Consider the following 14,169-nt stretch of genomic DNA (forward strand, 5'->3'; position numbering starts at 1 on the left):
CTGGGTTACCGCCGGGGTCAGTACAGCTCGCAGTGCAGCCGCCCCTGCGCGGCCAGCGCCTCCCAGCCGTGCGGCGACCCGGTAGCCGCCACGACGCCGTCGATGGCGCCGCGTACTGCTGCCTCAAGGTGCCGGCGGTTGCCGCACAGATACAGGTGGGCGCCCCGGTCGAGCCATGCAGCGACGGGCGCAGCGTGGTCGCCGATCGCATCCTGCACGTAGTACTTGGCCTGCCCGTCACGGGAGAACGCGGTCAACAGCGCCGTCAGGTGTCCGGCCTGCTGCCAGGCCAGCAACTGCGCGCGGTACAGGAAATCATCCGCGCGGCGCTTCTCGCCGAACACCAGGCAGATCTCGCGCCGCCGGTCGCCGGCCGCCATCTCCTGGACCAGGCCCATCAACGGCGCGATGCCCGTACCGGTACCGATCAGCAGCAGCGGGCACTCCGGGTCATCGGGCAGGCGGAAACCGGGATTGGCGCGGCAGTAGACCCGAACCGACCCGGTGCCCTGCAGCAGCGTTCCGGTGCCGGCCCCGCGCCGTTCGCGGCCACGCCGGGTGTAGCGGACCTCGCGTACACACAGCGCGACCTGTGCCTGCCCACCGGCCGAAGCGATGGAGTACGCGCGGGGCAGACAGGGCGACAGCAGGGCCGCAAGCCGGTGCAGCGGAACGGTGTCCGGATGGGCGTGGTCCTGCAGGATATCCAGCAGGTCATGTCCGTGCAGGTAGGCCTCCAGCGCGGCACGCTGGCTGCTCTTGAGCAGCTGCCTGAGCGGCTCGCTGCCGCCCAGGCGGGCGATCTCGCGCAGCACGGCGCGTCCGGGCAACCGCAGTTCACGGTCGGCCAGGACGACAGCCGCCCGGGAGTCGCCGTACCACGCCGCCAGCGCCTGCAACAGCGCCGGGTCGTTGTCGGGGATCACATGCAGCGTGTCGCCCGCCTGATGGACGATGCCGCTGCCGGTGAGGTCCAGGGTGATGTGCCACGCCGCGGGATCGGAGCGGCTCAGGCGTTCGCGCGCCACGATCGGGGCGTTGAACGCATGGTCCTGTCCGTACGCCGTCACCTGCAGGCAGAGATCCTGCGCCGCCGTGCCGTTGCCGGCCAGCACCTCCCCCAGTGCCGGGGCCCAGCGGTCAAAAAACGCCGGATAGCATGCATCGGCGTCCACCCGCTGCAGCAGCGGAAGGGCGTTGCGCTCGCCCAGCAACGCATCGAGCGCCTTGCTGAAACCGCAGAAGCGCGGGTAGCCGGTGTCGCCCAGCCCGAACACGGCATAGCGCAGACCCTGCAGGCTGTGCGCCTGGCGCAATGCCGCGACGAAGCGCTCGCCGTTGGCCGGCGGCTCTCCATCGCCGAATGAACTGGCTACAGCCACCAGCACATCGCCGTGGCCAAGCTGCGCCACGTCGATATCATTCAGCGCCAGCACCTCGGGCGAGTGGCCGTGCAGTGCAGGGTGGTCCGCCAGGCGCCGGGCCAAAGCACGCGCCGTCCCCGACTCGGAGCCGTAGCCGAGCAGAAAGCGCTGGATCGGCGCCATCGCGTTCATGCAGCGGCGTAAGCGTCGTCGAACTTCTCCTTGCTGAACTCGACGGCGTCGAAATCAGCCATGAGATCGTTCACCACGCGCCGGATGCTGATATAGGCGGTGATGTTCCCTTCCGGGTCGAACAGCGGCTGCACGGTCGTATCAACGACATAGAGGACGCCGCCCTTGCCCAGATTCGGCACGATGCCGGTCCAGATGCCGCCGGCCTTGATGGTGTCCCACATGTCCTTGTAGACGGCCTTGGGCACGTCGGGGTGGCGCACGATGCTGTGCGGCTGCCCGATCAGTTCTTCGCGCCGGAAGCCGGTGAGCGTGCAGAACAGGTCGTTGGCGTAGGTGATGGTGCCCTGCAGGTCGGTGGTGGAGATCACCATGACATTGTCGAGGGCCTGCAGCAGCTGGGTGGAGTCGGGACGGTAGTGCATGACGGGTTCCTGTTGCGGGTGTCGTTGGGGCCGCGCGGCCGGCGATCGGTGCGGCGACGTCGTGTCCTGCATAGAAATACGGCAGCGCCAGGACGCCCGCGTTGACATTGGTCAAGCGACTGCCGCATGGGTGTGCGACATGGCGTCGCAGGGCGGCGGAACGGCAGTGTCCAGCCGCGCTGGATGGCTGCACCGCAGGTTGCAACACACGGTCGTACGCACTGTCTGCCGCTCGCGTACATCTTCGTCTGCACCGCCGCCTGCGGCCTGGAGGAGACGACATGGAGGACGAGGTCACCGCGGCCGTGCATCGCGCGTATCGCGCCGGACTGCCGCTCGAGGAGCAGATGCGGGCATTGGTCGGCGAGCTGGCGCTGCACGTGCGGGCGGTGGAGGCAACCGTGATTGTTCCGGCCGCGCACCCGGTGCATCTGCGTGCCGCGTCGCCTCGCCTGCGGGCGGGCGCGACCGTGCAGCGCTGCTTCCCGCTCGCCTATGCGGGTGTCCCGCTGGGCGAGTTTCGGCTGGGCTGGACGGGCGCGGCGCCTGGCCCCGACGTCCTGCGCTTCTGCGTGCTGTTCGCCCATCGCTGCGCGCTGCTGGTCAAACGCCATGAGCTGCAGGCGTGGGCCGTGTCGCGGTTGTCGCGACCGTTGCTGCTGGTCGGCGTCTGCGCGGCGCGCACCCGTCTTGATGCCTTCGTGGAGAAGGCCGCCTGCAGCCGCCTGCCGGTGATCCTGCACGGTGAATTCGGCACTGACACTGCCGAACTGGCCGCGGCGATCCATGCAGCCGGGCCCTGCCACCATGCGCCTTTCGTGGAGATCCAGTGCGCCGATCCGTCAGGCGTGCCGGCGCAGTGGTTCGAACAGGCACAGGACGGCAGCCTGTTCCTCAACGGTGTCGACGCGCTGCCGCTGGCCGTGCAGGTGCAGTTGCCGCACCGCATCCATTGCTTGCAGAGCCAGCGCCTGCAGGGACCTGCCGGCAGGCGGTGCCGGGTTATCGCCTCGTGCAGCAGCGACCTGTCGCAGCGCGTGCGGGAGGGAAGGTTCTCGCAGACCCTGTTGGCCGAACTGAACTTTCTGGTGGCTGACGTGCCGCCCCTGCGCGAGCGACTGGGCGAACTGGATGGCCTGGTGCACATGCTGCTCGCCCGGCATGGCTTCGATCCTGCGGCGCTGGTCACCGACGCACTGCTCGCCACGCTGCGCGGGCACACCTGGCCGGAAAACCTCTTCGAGCTGGAACGGGTGGTGGTTCGCCGGGCCGCGCTGGGCGAGGGGGAGCCGCTGCGCGGCAGTGGGCCGCCCGCACCCGCTGCTGATGCCGTCGCCGGTTTCGTGACGCCGCGCCTGGGGCGCCCGGCCGCCCATTGGGCCGGCATCGCACTGCAGGGCGATGCGGCGGCGTTGTACCCGCTGCACGATGCCGTGCGGCGTGCCGTGCTGTTTCTCGGCGAACACCATGCCGAGCCGCTGTCGTTGGGGCTGCTCGCCCGCGAGGTGCACGTCAGTCCGTCGCACCTGGGCTACCTGCTGCGCACCGAGCTGGGCACCTCGTTCAAACCGCTGCTGCAATGCCTGCGCATCGAGCAGGCCAAGCGACTGCTGTGCGAGCAGCCGCGTCTGCGCATCACCGAGATCGCACAGCGTGTGGGCTTTGGCGACCTCAGCCACTTCGAGCGCAGCTTCCGCCGCCAGGTCGGCGCCTGCCCCCGCGCGTACCGGCGCGGTGGGCAGGCGTGACGGTGAATCAGTCGACGACGAGAAGACTGCGGATCGCGTCGTGCTGACGGCTCAACGCGGTTCGCACCAGATAGTCTTCGATCAGCGCTGCAGCGGCTTTGCGCTGCGCGTCCATGTCAAGCAACGAGGCATATTCAATGCCAGCGTGATCAGGATCCCGCTGGAACGGCGCCTGCAACGCGGAGGCACTGGTCAGCGTAAGGAACGTGGTCGCTTTGTGCCCGTCGAACACCACGAAGGTGCACTCATAGCTGGGTCCACCCGGTCGCGGCGTGTTGTGGGATTGCCACTCAACCTTGATTCCCTTTCCCGGCACGTCATCCTGGCTCGACTTGCGCTTGGATGCGCCCAACGCCCGTGCGAACTCCGCGGTATCGAATCCAATGATGTCCTCGTAACTGGCCCGAATCACGGCGGCAGCATCGATTCCGCAAAAACCGATTCGATCGATGGCCAGATACGGATTCTCAGCCAATGCCCTGAACATCGCCAGGTCGTCACTGTATGCAACGGAGAGCAGTACAGTGTCACCAAATGTCCGCCTCATCGTTTCCAGCGTCCTCCGCAGGCGTTGCCGGCCCTGGGTGATGCGCTCGGCCGACGCCGTGCTGACATGTCCCTTCCAGAAGTTCCCGTCGCTCGCGGCGGTACGCTGGGCGATGGAATCCATCAGCGCCTTGCACATGTCTTCAGCGCTGTCGCCTTCGGCGGCAACGGTATCACCTGCCATCGCGTTCACCGTGTCGCGGAAGCCAGCCTGGCGCTCAGGCGTTGTATAGCTCTGGTATATCTGCCCGATGCGCTGGAGGCGTTTTGGCAGCTTGTCCGCATGGTGTGAGGATTTGTCTGCCACCTCACAGATCATGGTCAGGTTCTCGCGCAGGTGGTAGTCCAGGTCCGGCAGGGGCAACGTGACGCCCATATCGGTGCCCGGGACGATCCTGAGTCGATTGCGCTCCAGGTCGGACCAGGTGGCCACCGCTTCGATGGTGTCCCGGCGGGGCAGGGTGACGTCGATCAGCTCCATCAGGATGGGACGCGAGCTCAGGTTCGGGTCCGGCCCTGCGCCTGCGCCGTTCTGACGCTCGCCGTGCCAGGTGTATCCCAGGCGGTGAAGCGCAAACGGTTTGATTCCGTCGTTGAGAAGGATGCCGGGCAGGAGCGTGGGCGAAGGGATCGTTTCGTCGCTGAGCTGGCGCCGGTCATCGGTCCACAGCCCGAGACGATCGCGATCGAAGACCCGTCTCAACGTTTGCGGTGAATCACAGGCAAGCGTGTAGTTGACGGTCGCGTCGGCGGGCAGGGCTTCAGTGACGGGACGCAGTGGCGATACATCCTGTGGCCGCGCATTGATCGCGGTTGCAACCTTGAGCCCTGCAGTCCGCAGTGCATCGATCAGGATGTCTTCGATGTCACCGTACAGGCTGTTCTGGATTGTCGCAGGCAACCACGGATCGATGATGGCCTGGGTGTCCCAGTCCGACTTTCCCACGCCGAAAAGATCATGGTCACCGCGCGATATCGCCATGATCGCATCGAACGCATTGCCGCCCTTGATGTAGAACCGTACGGCGCGGGGCGCTTTCCGCAGGGGGAACTTTTCGCGCACGGATGCGTCGAGCTGATCGATCCTGTCGGCGATCTCGGCGAGCGATTCCACCAGTGCTTTGCGGATGCCGGGATGGTTGGCCGCGTTGTTGATCAGTGCGGTGAGGCGACGACTGAACTCGCGACGCACCTCGCGCTGGGCGCTTGTCTCTTTCATTGGGGATCCTCCTTGCCCGACGCCGCGCCCATCGCCTGGTCGGCCTCGCGGATGGCGGCCTCCATCGCGGCGTCGGCGGCGCTGTCGGCCTGCTGCATCGCGCGGGTGGCGGCGTCCATCGCCTGCGCCATTGCATCCGTCGCGCCAGGCAGGCCCTGCATCGCCCTCTGCACAGCGGCATCGCTCTCGGCCATCGCCTTGTCCACCAGGGTCTGGGCCATCAGCAGGGTGTCCTGCATCAGCGCAGGGCCGCTGGGGGGCGCAGGTGTGGTTGGCGCACCTGGCGCCGGGGTAGGGGTGTCGTCGACCATGTTCGGTTCTCCTTGGCGGCGGGATGCGGAGCGAAAGGAACGGGCAGGTGATGCCGGCGTGGCGGCCTGCAGGGTGGCCAACGCGTCGCGCAGCGCCTGTTCGGCATCGGCCAGCGCACGGCTGGCGCCATCCACTGCAGCGCGCCGTCCCTGTTGCACGGCCTGCTGGGCGGCGGCCGTTGCGGTGGCCAGCCGCTCGGCCTGTGCGTCGCGCGCGACGGCGCTCATGCGGGGGGTGCCTCGGGCGCGACACCTGCGGTGGGCGCGGGGCCGAAGAACTGCAGCGAAACCACACCGTGGTCCACCTGCAGCACGGCGCGCACGCCATCGGCATCGATCTGGAACGTGCCGCGGCGTCCGTCCTGCGCGAGGCGGCCCTGGGTGGGGCGATGCGCGGTGAGGAAGGCCCGCGCGCGGTCCAGGTACGCGGTGGCTGCAGCCGCAGCCACCGGGGGATCGGCAAGGTCGCCGGACGTGTTCGCCGCCACCTGCTGTGCGGCCAGGGAAATGCGGTCGAAGCCCACGGGGCGATCCTGCAGCCAGGTGGCCAGGCTGGCCGCCACCTCGGCCGGAGACGGCAGGCCATCCACCTGCGGGCAGTCCAGCGCGCCGAGCAGCGCCGGCAGCAGCGCCTGCATCGTCGCCGTGGCGGCCTGTTCGCGCCCCTCCGGCGTGGAGGCCGACGATGCGCAGCGCGCATACAGGCGCAGGTAATCGCCGAATTCCACCGGCGTGCGTGCCTGCGCCGCCGCAAAGGCGCCGGCCTCCTTGATCACATCCAGCGGGATCCCCAGCGTCGGGCAGGCGATGACGGTCTCCGCCAGCGCCAGCGATTCACCGAAGTCCATGCACTGGAACAGCGGCGATGTCTCCAGCTGGAACTCGCGCAGCCCCAGCGTGCCGGTCATCAGATAGGCCATGTCGGCCAGGTAGTGATCGGTGCGGATACGATGGATCTGCGCGTCCAGCACGTCGTCGTGCTCCCCGGCCTCATAGCGCGCCAACAGGTCCAGATCGTTTGGCCCCAGGGTCATCAGCTTGACCGGGCTGATCCGGGTCATCAGCCGCGGCAACAGGGTGAGCGGCGAGGCGTGCAGGCCGCTCTGGACGGTCTCCAGCAACAGCGTTTCATCGGCGAACGCATAGCGGCGGCTGGTCGATGCAAGCGCCCACGCCAGCCATTCGGGCCCGCCGTCGATGAAGCGCAGCACCTGCTGGCAGCGTGGCGAGAGCTGTGCGGGGTCGGTAATGGTGCGGCCTGCCAGTGTCACGGTCATGGCGGTTCTCCTGGGACTCAGCCGGCCGGGAAATCTTTGAGCACGGTCGCGGCGGCGGTGCCGACGCGCGCGAAGTCGTCGGTGGCGCCCTGCATCAGCGACTGGGCCTGGGTCAGCGCCTTGGCGTACTTGTCTTCCCCGGTGGCCAGGTACTGCGCCATTGCGACGCCGGCCGCCGTGGTGGCGATGGTGGAGACATTGCGCAGCGCATCGGCTGCATCCTGCACGGCGATGGCCGCCGACTGCGCCACCGACTGGTACGCCTTGCCAGCGCCACTGGTGAGCACCACCTGTGGACTCATGGTGGCGAGCTGCACCTGGTTGATGACATCGATGACCTGGGCATTGACCTTGGTCGGGTCCATGAGAGTTCCTTGCTGGCGTCAGGAGGACGGGGTGTCGTTCGGATCGGACGCCGGCGCGGCAGGTGCCGGCGGAGGCGACGGCGGCGGCGAAGGCGGAGTGGCTGCGGCCGAGAGGTCGTGCAGGGTCTGCAGGTCTGCCTGCGCGGCGCTCGCGTTGGCGCTGCTCCCGGTGGCCTGCGCCTTGAGTGCGCCGATGGCGGCCTTGCCTTCCGCCGTGGCGGCGGCGATCACGGCGGCCGGCGGTGGCGGGATCGGCGGCGGGCCCGGCAGCGCAGCCACATTCGGCGGCGGCGGCGGTACGGGCGGCGGCGGTGGCGGCGGCACCGGGAACGGCGCGGAGATCATCTTGGCGCAGGCGGCGGTGATCGCCGCCGCGCTGATCATGCTCGCGCTCTGCTGGCGGTTGACCGCGTTGTGCATCGCATTGCCAAGTGTTTCCAGCAGTACGATGTCGAGCATCGCATGCGCCTGGCCGGGCGCCTGGCCGGCCGCGAGCGTCACAATGCCATTGACCGTATCGACGATCTGGCTGTTCATGGTTCCTGGGTCGCTCATGTCGACGTCGCTCCTTTCTGGATGATCATGGCAAGGGTCTGTGCGAGTGCGGCACCGGCCATGACCTGTCCGCGTTGCTGGTTGGCGATGGCGTTCTGCATGGCCAGGCCGAGCGAATCGGCCATCGTCAGGTAGGTCGCCACCATCGCGAAGGCGGGCGCCTGGCCAAGGGCCATCGCCGACCCTGCGTCGGTGATATCGACCAGGGCGGCGATGGCGGGGACGTCGGCCATGCCGTACGTTCCAGACCGGGATGGTCCGGCACGTCAGGCGCGATCCCCCGCGCCTGCGGGCCGGATCAGCCCAGGCCCAGGATTTCCCGCGTGGCCACGCCGTTGGACGCGGTGTCGATCGCATACAGGGTGGACACCCCCTGCGTGGTCGACGCCTGCATGGTCACGTAGGACTGCTGCTGGTTGTTGGTCGCGTTGTGCGCGGCGTTGGACAACGCCTGGCTGGTGGCGACGAACAGGTTGCCCATCGCGATCGCCGGCGAATCGCCGAGGACCTTGGTGTTCACCTGCGAAACCGAATCGGTGATCTGGTTGTTGACGGCAGTGGGAAATGCCATGGTGGTTGCTCCTTGTGGGACGACTGCGGAATGGAAGGGTCCAGCGGCGGGTCACATCAGCCGAGGATCTTCCGGGTGGCGGCGCCGGTAGCGCCGGTATCGAGCGAGTAGAGCAGCGACACGCCCATCGTGGTCGCCGCCTGCGCGGTGACGTACATCTGCTGCTGCGCCAGCGTGGCGTTGTGCGCGGCGTTGGCCAGCGCCTGCGCGGTGGCCTGGTACAGGTTGCCCATCGCAGTGGCCGGGGCAGTGCCCAGCACCTGCAGGTTGGCCTGGGAGACCGAATCGGTGATCTGGTCGTTGACGGCGGTCGGGAATGCCATGTGCGCGACTCCTTGGCGTCAGGCGGGATTACGCGCCCAGGATCTGCTTGGTGGCCACGCCGGTGCTGGCGGTGTCCACGGCATACAGGGTGGCAACACCCATCGTGGTGGCGGCCTGGGCGGTCACATAGCTCTGCTGCTGCGCGTTGGTGGCGTTGTGCGCGGCATTGGCCAGCGCCTGGGCGGTTGCCTGGTACAGATTGCCCATCGCGATGGCCGGGGCGTCGCCCAGCACCTTGGTGTTGACCTGGGTCACCGAGTCGGTGATCTGGTTGTTGACGGCGGTCGGAAATGCCATGTAATGCTCCTTGTTATGCAGCGGTCAGTGATGCGCGATCAGCCCAGGCCACGAACGCCGGTGCTGAGGATTTCCTTGGTGGCCACGGCGGTGGAGGCGGTATCGATGGAGTACAGCGTGGCCACCCCCATCGTGGTGGCCGACTGCGCGGTCACGTAGCTCTGCTGCTGGGCGTTGGTGGCGTTGTGGGCAGCGTTGGCCAGCGCCTGCGCGGTGGCCTGGTACAGGTTGCCCATCGCGATCGCCGGCGCATCGCCGAGGACCTTGGTGTTGGCCTGGGTGACGGAATCGGTGATCTGGTCGTTGACGGCGGTCGGGAATGCCATGTGAATCTCCTGCGGTTGTGGGTAGGCAAGACGGCGGAACTTCACGGCGTCCGGGTCCTGCCGATCATTGGCCACCGGTCTGTCGCTGTGCCGGGGAGCGTCACGTGGCGGAAGGTCGTTGCACCGTGGGGTCACAGTAGGCCGACGACCGAAACGCCGATACGCGCCAATGACGGAAAATGCGGCGCCGATGACGGCAAAGCAGGGCGGTGCTGTCGGGAGAATCCCGACACTGATGCGCGATTGCGCTGTATTCACGCGATTGCGTGCCGCCACAGTGGTGCGGCAGGAGCGGATATGGAAGGATTGGGGCCACTACCCAGGGAACGGAGATGGCTGTGAAGCAGGAGAGTCTGGTGCAGGCGGCCATCATGGCGTCGCTGGAGGTCTACGGCGACCGCAATGCCGTGCATACCGATGTCTTTGCGCCCTACGCCAATCAGCAGGGCTACACGGGCGGCAAGTATCCGGGGGACATCATTGGCCTGCTCGACGGTGCGCGGATCCTGCTGCTGGAGGTCAAAGAGCTGGACTATAAGGCGGCCGTCCCCGTTCTGAAGCAGTTTGATCTCCTCCAGCACCTTCACTACTGCTGGCTGGAGCAGTGTGGGGTTGATGTGCAGTACGCCTACGCCGCCCGCGCAACGATGGCGTACTTCGCGCCTTTGCGGCGCCGCGAGTGGCCGTATTCCACGCTACATGTCACGCATGTCGCGCCGCCGGGAAAGTTGATGGATTCGATGGCAGGCATCAGTGCGAAGCGACCTGCGATTGAAGCGCACAAGAATCTACTTGACTGGCTGCTTTCCCCTTCATCTGTATCGACGGCGTCTGCAGCCGCGCACGTGATGCTTCTTGCATCAAGCGCGGCGGATCTGACCGCGTCCGTACTGATCGTTCATACCCGGGCTGGCGCGTTGATTGCGATGCCGGCGGTTGGAGTACGTGCTGCGCTGAAGAAGGTGTTGAAGAAGCCGTTGGAGGACAAAGATCTCCAGCGCAGGGTTGAAGCTGTACGGGATGAAATCCGGGCCCAGAAAGAAGAATATGAGGAGAAGCAGAAGCATCTGGATCAGCGGATCGATGCGTTGGCGCACGAACTCGAGCGGAAGAGCGGAGGCCCCTCGGGCCCCAAGCCCACCAAAAAGGCGCGGAAGGAGTTCAGGAAGCAGGCTCGCGAGCAGATCCTGAGGGGAATATTGAGTGACATGTTCCCTGAGGCAGTCAGTGATCCGGACAGCGATCCGAGCAATGATCCGAGCAATGATCCGAGCAATGATCCGAGCAGTGATCCGAGCAATGATCCGAGCAATGATCCGAGCAGTGATCCGAGCAGTGATCCGAGTAGTGATCCGAGTAGTGATCCGGACAATCCGAGTGGCACTGCGGGCCGCGCTTTCCCTGGCACTACGCGCCGGAAGCCAGGACCTTAAGGCCACGCTGCTTCTGCAACGAGAGGGAACGAAATGCACCAACCATCGTTGAAACGCGCCTTCTTCCTGGCGGCGGGGCTGCTATGCACAGGTCTTTCAGTGGCCGCCGAGCCACCACCGCCTGCCACGCCCACCACTGGCATCCGCCACGTGCAGGCGTTCGATCTGCCGGTGTCGCCGTATCTGAGTGCCGAGGCCACGGCCAGCGTCATCAACGCCATCAGTCGCGGCGATCCCACCGCGAAGATGGACAACCCAACCCTGCTCAAGGCGCTGCCGGAGCTTCGGCGGGGCACGGAAGCGTGGGCGGCAGCCGAAGTAGCCGCATTGCAGGAACGGTATCCGGTCACCCTGCACCCGGAAACCTGGAACGGCGTGCGCGTGGTGCGCGTGCAACCGCGCAGCGCGCCGACCTCGCCGGCGCGGCAACGCCTGCTGATCGAGCTGCACGGCGGCGCATTCGTGTTCGGCAGCGCCAACGGCCTGGGCCTGATGGAGGCGATCCCACTGGCCGCGATGACCGGTGCCACGGTGGTGGCGGTGGAGTATCGGATGGGGCCGGAACATCGGTTCCCCGCCGCCAGCGAAGACGTGGCGGCGGTGTACCGCGCCGCGCTGGAACGGTTCCCGGCACGCCATATCGGCCTGTTCGGCTGCTCGGCGGGCGGTGTGCTGACCGGCGAATCGCTGGCCTGGTTTGCCAGGGAGACGCTGCCGATGCCGGGGGCGGCGGGGCTGTTCTGCGCCGGCGGCGACGCGCGCTACGGCGGTGATACCCGCTATGTGGCGGCTGCGCTCAACGATGCGCTGCTGCCGCACGCCGACGGCACCTTGCCGATTGCGGAAGACCTGTACTACGGCGAGGTGGATTTCCATGACCCGCTGGTGTCGCCGGTGTTCTCCGATGCGGTGCTCGCACAGTTCCCGCCAACGTTGTTCATCACCGCCACGCGCGCGGCCGAGCTCAGCAACGTGGCCTACACCCATTCGCGCCTGGTCGATCTGGGGCGCACCTCGGATCTGCATGTCTGGGACGGGCTGGGGCACGCCTTCCACCTGGACGCCCGGCTGCCCGAGAGCCAGCAGGCCTATCGGGTGATGGCGCGCTTTTTTGCGCGCCACCTGGATATGACGCTGCCGGAGCCGGAGCCGTAGCCGCCCGCTACCGACCGCCGTGCATACGGAGTGCACACAGTCGTATGCACGGCGCTTACATGGCATTGCCTACGGTGGGACACGGGCGCTACGGCAGCCCGTTTCCCGCAGAAGGAGTCAACCATGAACCCCAACATCCCCGAAGGCACCCTGATCATCGTCGCTGACGGCGGCTCTGCCCGCGTGTTCACTAACGTGGGCACCCGCCACGCGCCGGTACTCAAGCAGCAGGACGAACTGAAGGTGCAGGACATCAGTGAACACGGGGTATCGGGGCAGGGCCCGTCCGGCTCGATGCCGCAGGACATGAGCATTGCCCAGCTCAACGAGGCCACGTTCGCCAAGCAGCTGGCCGCGCAGTTGAACGAGGATGCGCTGAAGAACCGCTATGCGCACCTGATTCTGATCGCCGACCCGCAGACGCTGGGCCGGATCCGCCCGCAGCTGCACAAGGAGACCCAGGCGCGGCTGCTTCAGGACATCGCCAAGGACCTCACCAATGCGCCGCTGGAAGACATCCAGCGCGCACTCGGGTAATCACTGATGGCTTTCGCGCGCGACGCCGTCGCCGTCGAGCCCGAGGCGGCCAGCATTGCGGCCAGCGAAGGCTGGCTGCTGCTGGAGTTCGGGGCGCCGTGGTGTGGGCACTGCATCGCTGCGCAACCGGCGCTGCAGGCGTTGGCTGATGGCCAGGCGCTTGCCCACGTGAAGGTCGAAGACGGCAAGGGGCGTCCGCTGGGGCGCGCCTTCCGGGTAGCGCTCTGGCCCACGGTGGTTCTGCTCCACGATGGGCAGGAGCGGGCGCGGGTGGTGCGGCCTCGCGACAGCGACGATCTGGGCCCGCTGCTGGCGGCACTGGCCCGGGGGTGAATTGGCATTTATCCCCAATTTGGCCAAAAGGGGTATAGTGACCCCAAGACCCGCCTGCTGGAGCCTGCCATGACCCTTCCCCTGGATGTCCCTGGCCTGGAAAAGGCCACCGCCTCGTCGGTCAAAACCCGTGGCTGGCCGAGCCTGATGCGTACCGTCCGCGAGAAGCAGGCGCTGGTGATCACCAACCACAACCACCCCGAAGCGGTGATCGTGGACATCAAGGCATACCAGGAGCTGCTGGCGAAGGCGGCCGGTGCCGATGGTGATGAACGTCCGGGAGAGCTGGAACGGTTGCGGGCCGAATTTGACACCCGCCTGGCCAGCCTGGGCCGCGACGGGGGCCTGGGCAAGGTGATGGGCCAGCCGATCCGCCGCGGCCGCAAGGTCACGCTCGGCCCGTCTCTCTGACCCGTGGGGCGGATCCTGGTGCTGGCCGGCGTCAATGGCGCCGGCAAGAGCTCGCTGCTGGGCACGTGGCTTGAGGAAGACGGGTTGTCCTGGTTCAACCCGGACACCTTCACCCGCTGCCTGGTCGACCAGGGCTGGGCGCTCGACGCGGCCAATGCGGCGGCCTGGAACGAAGGCGCGCGCCGCCTGCGCGAGGCGATGGCGGACGGCAGCGACTTCGCCTTCGAGACCACCCTCGGCGGCAATACCATTCCGCGCCTGCTGCGCGACGCCTGCACCACCCACGAGGTGGAAATCTGGTTCTGCGGGCTGGACAGCGTGGCGCTGCACATCGAGCGGGTGGCGGCACGGGTCAGCGCAGGGGGGCACGATATCCCGCACGACAAGATCCGTGCGCGGTTCGATTCCGCGCGCGAGAACCTGCTGGACCTGCTGCCCCACCTGGCCACGCTGCACGTGTACGACAACAGTGCACCCCCCGATGCGCAGGGCAGGGTGGAGCCACTTCCGTTGCTGGAGATGGACCGCAGCGGGCTGCACTACCCGGTCTCGGTGATCGAACTGCTGCAGACGCCGGACTGGGCCAAGCCGATCGTGATGCGCGCAATGGAACTGCACGCCGCACGCGATTGATGCGCTGAGAGAACCGTGAGAAACCGCTGAAAATCCAGCGGTTTTCTGTAATGCATGCCCGTCACTCGATCACCCTTCCTGCCGTGACCTCGGATGCTTCCCGGCCGCACACACGGCCGGCGTGAGTCCCGCACAGGCGGCGCCCCA

Annotated in this window: 19 protein-coding genes; 7 read left to right on the forward strand and 12 right to left on the reverse strand. The window is 67.2% G+C overall.

The genetic code is table 11. From position 1 onward, the window contains the following. Window positions 1-17: 17 nt before the first annotated feature. Window positions 18-1,547: a flavodoxin domain-containing protein gene (locus ACPEH8_RS13580; RefSeq protein WP_423667113.1), complete on the reverse strand. Its 1,530-nt coding sequence runs from the start codon at window positions 1,545-1,547 to the stop codon at window positions 18-20. Between the two features lie 5 nt (window positions 1,548-1,552). After that, entirely contained in the window at window positions 1,553-1,981 is a 429-nt protein-coding gene (locus ACPEH8_RS13585) for a PAS domain-containing protein (protein WP_136004830.1), read from the reverse strand. 281 nt (window positions 1,982-2,262) lie between these two features. Here ACPEH8_RS13585 and ACPEH8_RS13590 point away from each other — a divergent pair, with 281 nt between their 5' ends. Next, window positions 2,263-3,729, forward strand: a complete 1,467-nt coding sequence (locus tag ACPEH8_RS13590) for a helix-turn-helix domain-containing protein (protein ID WP_423667116.1) — start codon at window positions 2,263-2,265, stop codon at window positions 3,727-3,729. Window positions 3,730-3,736: 7 nt separating this feature from the next. On the opposite strand, the gene ACPEH8_RS13595 is transcribed toward ACPEH8_RS13590, so the two are convergent. The 10 genes from ACPEH8_RS13595 to ACPEH8_RS13640 all read right to left on the reverse strand — a co-directional run bounded on the left by ACPEH8_RS13595 (window position 3,737) and on the right by ACPEH8_RS13640 (window position 9,520). Next, entirely contained in the window at window positions 3,737-5,494 is a 1,758-nt protein-coding gene (locus ACPEH8_RS13595) for a hypothetical protein (protein WP_017356495.1), read from the reverse strand. Beyond that, on the reverse strand, window positions 5,491-6,033 hold the full coding sequence (locus ACPEH8_RS13600) for a hypothetical protein (RefSeq protein WP_136004825.1): 543 nt from the start codon (window positions 6,031-6,033) through the stop codon (window positions 5,491-5,493). The genes ACPEH8_RS13595 and ACPEH8_RS13600 overlap by 4 nt, the downstream gene beginning before the upstream one ends. Beyond that, a complete protein-coding gene (locus tag ACPEH8_RS13605; RefSeq protein WP_153164058.1) occupies window positions 6,030-7,082 on the reverse strand; it encodes a hypothetical protein in 1,053 nt (350 codons plus the stop codon). The genes ACPEH8_RS13600 and ACPEH8_RS13605 overlap by 4 nt, the downstream gene beginning before the upstream one ends. Window positions 7,083-7,099: 17 nt before the next feature. Further along, window positions 7,100-7,447 (reverse strand): hypothetical protein, encoded by a 348-nt coding sequence (locus tag ACPEH8_RS13610; RefSeq protein ID WP_136004821.1) that lies wholly within the window; start codon window positions 7,445-7,447, stop codon window positions 7,100-7,102. Window positions 7,448-7,465: 18 nt separating this feature from the next. Next, window positions 7,466-8,002, reverse strand: a complete 537-nt coding sequence (locus ACPEH8_RS13615; RefSeq protein ID WP_166473040.1) for a RebB family R body protein — start codon at window positions 8,000-8,002, stop codon at window positions 7,466-7,468. Next, the gene (locus tag ACPEH8_RS13620) at window positions 7,999-8,235 is read right to left on the reverse strand and encodes a RebB family R body protein (protein WP_017357379.1); all 237 of its coding nucleotides are present in this window, start codon (window positions 8,233-8,235) and stop codon (window positions 7,999-8,001) included. Before ACPEH8_RS13620 ends, ACPEH8_RS13615 begins: the two co-directional genes overlap by 4 nt. Before the next feature lie 65 nt (window positions 8,236-8,300). Continuing rightward, on the reverse strand, window positions 8,301-8,573 hold the full coding sequence (locus ACPEH8_RS13625) for a RebB family R body protein (RefSeq protein ID WP_017357378.1): 273 nt from the start codon (window positions 8,571-8,573) through the stop codon (window positions 8,301-8,303). A gap of 56 nt (window positions 8,574-8,629) precedes the next feature. Continuing rightward, complete coding sequence (locus ACPEH8_RS13630) at window positions 8,630-8,896, reverse strand: RebB family R body protein (protein ID WP_017357377.1); 267 nt, start codon at window positions 8,894-8,896, stop codon at window positions 8,630-8,632. Between the two features lie 28 nt (window positions 8,897-8,924). Further along, the gene (locus ACPEH8_RS13635; RefSeq protein ID WP_017357376.1) at window positions 8,925-9,194 is read right to left on the reverse strand and encodes a RebB family R body protein; all 270 of its coding nucleotides are present in this window, start codon (window positions 9,192-9,194) and stop codon (window positions 8,925-8,927) included. A gap of 38 nt (window positions 9,195-9,232) precedes the next feature. Beyond that, a complete protein-coding gene (locus ACPEH8_RS13640; RefSeq protein ID WP_026070992.1) occupies window positions 9,233-9,520 on the reverse strand; it encodes a RebB family R body protein in 288 nt (95 codons plus the stop codon). A 332-nt stretch (window positions 9,521-9,852) separates the two neighbouring features. On the opposite strand from ACPEH8_RS13640, the gene ACPEH8_RS13645 reads away from it, so the two are divergent. From ACPEH8_RS13645 to ACPEH8_RS13670, 6 genes are all read left to right on the forward strand, one after another. After that, window positions 9,853-10,953 (forward strand): hypothetical protein, encoded by a 1,101-nt coding sequence (locus ACPEH8_RS13645; RefSeq protein WP_423667119.1) that lies wholly within the window; start codon window positions 9,853-9,855, stop codon window positions 10,951-10,953. Window positions 10,954-10,986: 33 nt separating this feature from the next. Beyond that, window positions 10,987-12,108: an alpha/beta hydrolase fold domain-containing protein gene (locus ACPEH8_RS13650; protein WP_423667122.1), complete on the forward strand. Its 1,122-nt coding sequence runs from the start codon at window positions 10,987-10,989 to the stop codon at window positions 12,106-12,108. Window positions 12,109-12,231: 123 nt separating this feature from the next. Beyond that, the gene (locus ACPEH8_RS13655; RefSeq protein WP_017357372.1) at window positions 12,232-12,645 is read left to right on the forward strand and encodes a host attachment family protein; all 414 of its coding nucleotides are present in this window, start codon (window positions 12,232-12,234) and stop codon (window positions 12,643-12,645) included. A 6-nt stretch (window positions 12,646-12,651) separates the two neighbouring features. Then, window positions 12,652-12,978 carry a thioredoxin family protein gene (locus tag ACPEH8_RS13660; protein ID WP_423667125.1) on the forward strand — a complete coding sequence of 109 codons (327 nt, stop codon included), beginning with the start codon at window positions 12,652-12,654 and terminating at the stop codon, window positions 12,976-12,978. Between the two features lie 69 nt (window positions 12,979-13,047). Continuing rightward, on the forward strand, window positions 13,048-13,389 hold the full coding sequence (locus ACPEH8_RS13665; protein ID WP_017357370.1) for a type II toxin-antitoxin system prevent-host-death family antitoxin: 342 nt from the start codon (window positions 13,048-13,050) through the stop codon (window positions 13,387-13,389). Between the two features lie 3 nt (window positions 13,390-13,392). Continuing rightward, window positions 13,393-14,022, forward strand: a complete 630-nt coding sequence (locus tag ACPEH8_RS13670; RefSeq protein ID WP_136004814.1) for a hypothetical protein — start codon at window positions 13,393-13,395, stop codon at window positions 14,020-14,022. Window positions 14,023-14,169 lie beyond the last annotated feature (147 nt).

Origin of the sequence: Stenotrophomonas sp. NPDC077461 (genome assembly GCF_049545475.1) — a bacterium.
Taxonomy (GTDB): Bacteria; Pseudomonadota; Gammaproteobacteria; order Xanthomonadales; family Xanthomonadaceae; genus Stenotrophomonas; species Stenotrophomonas nematodicola.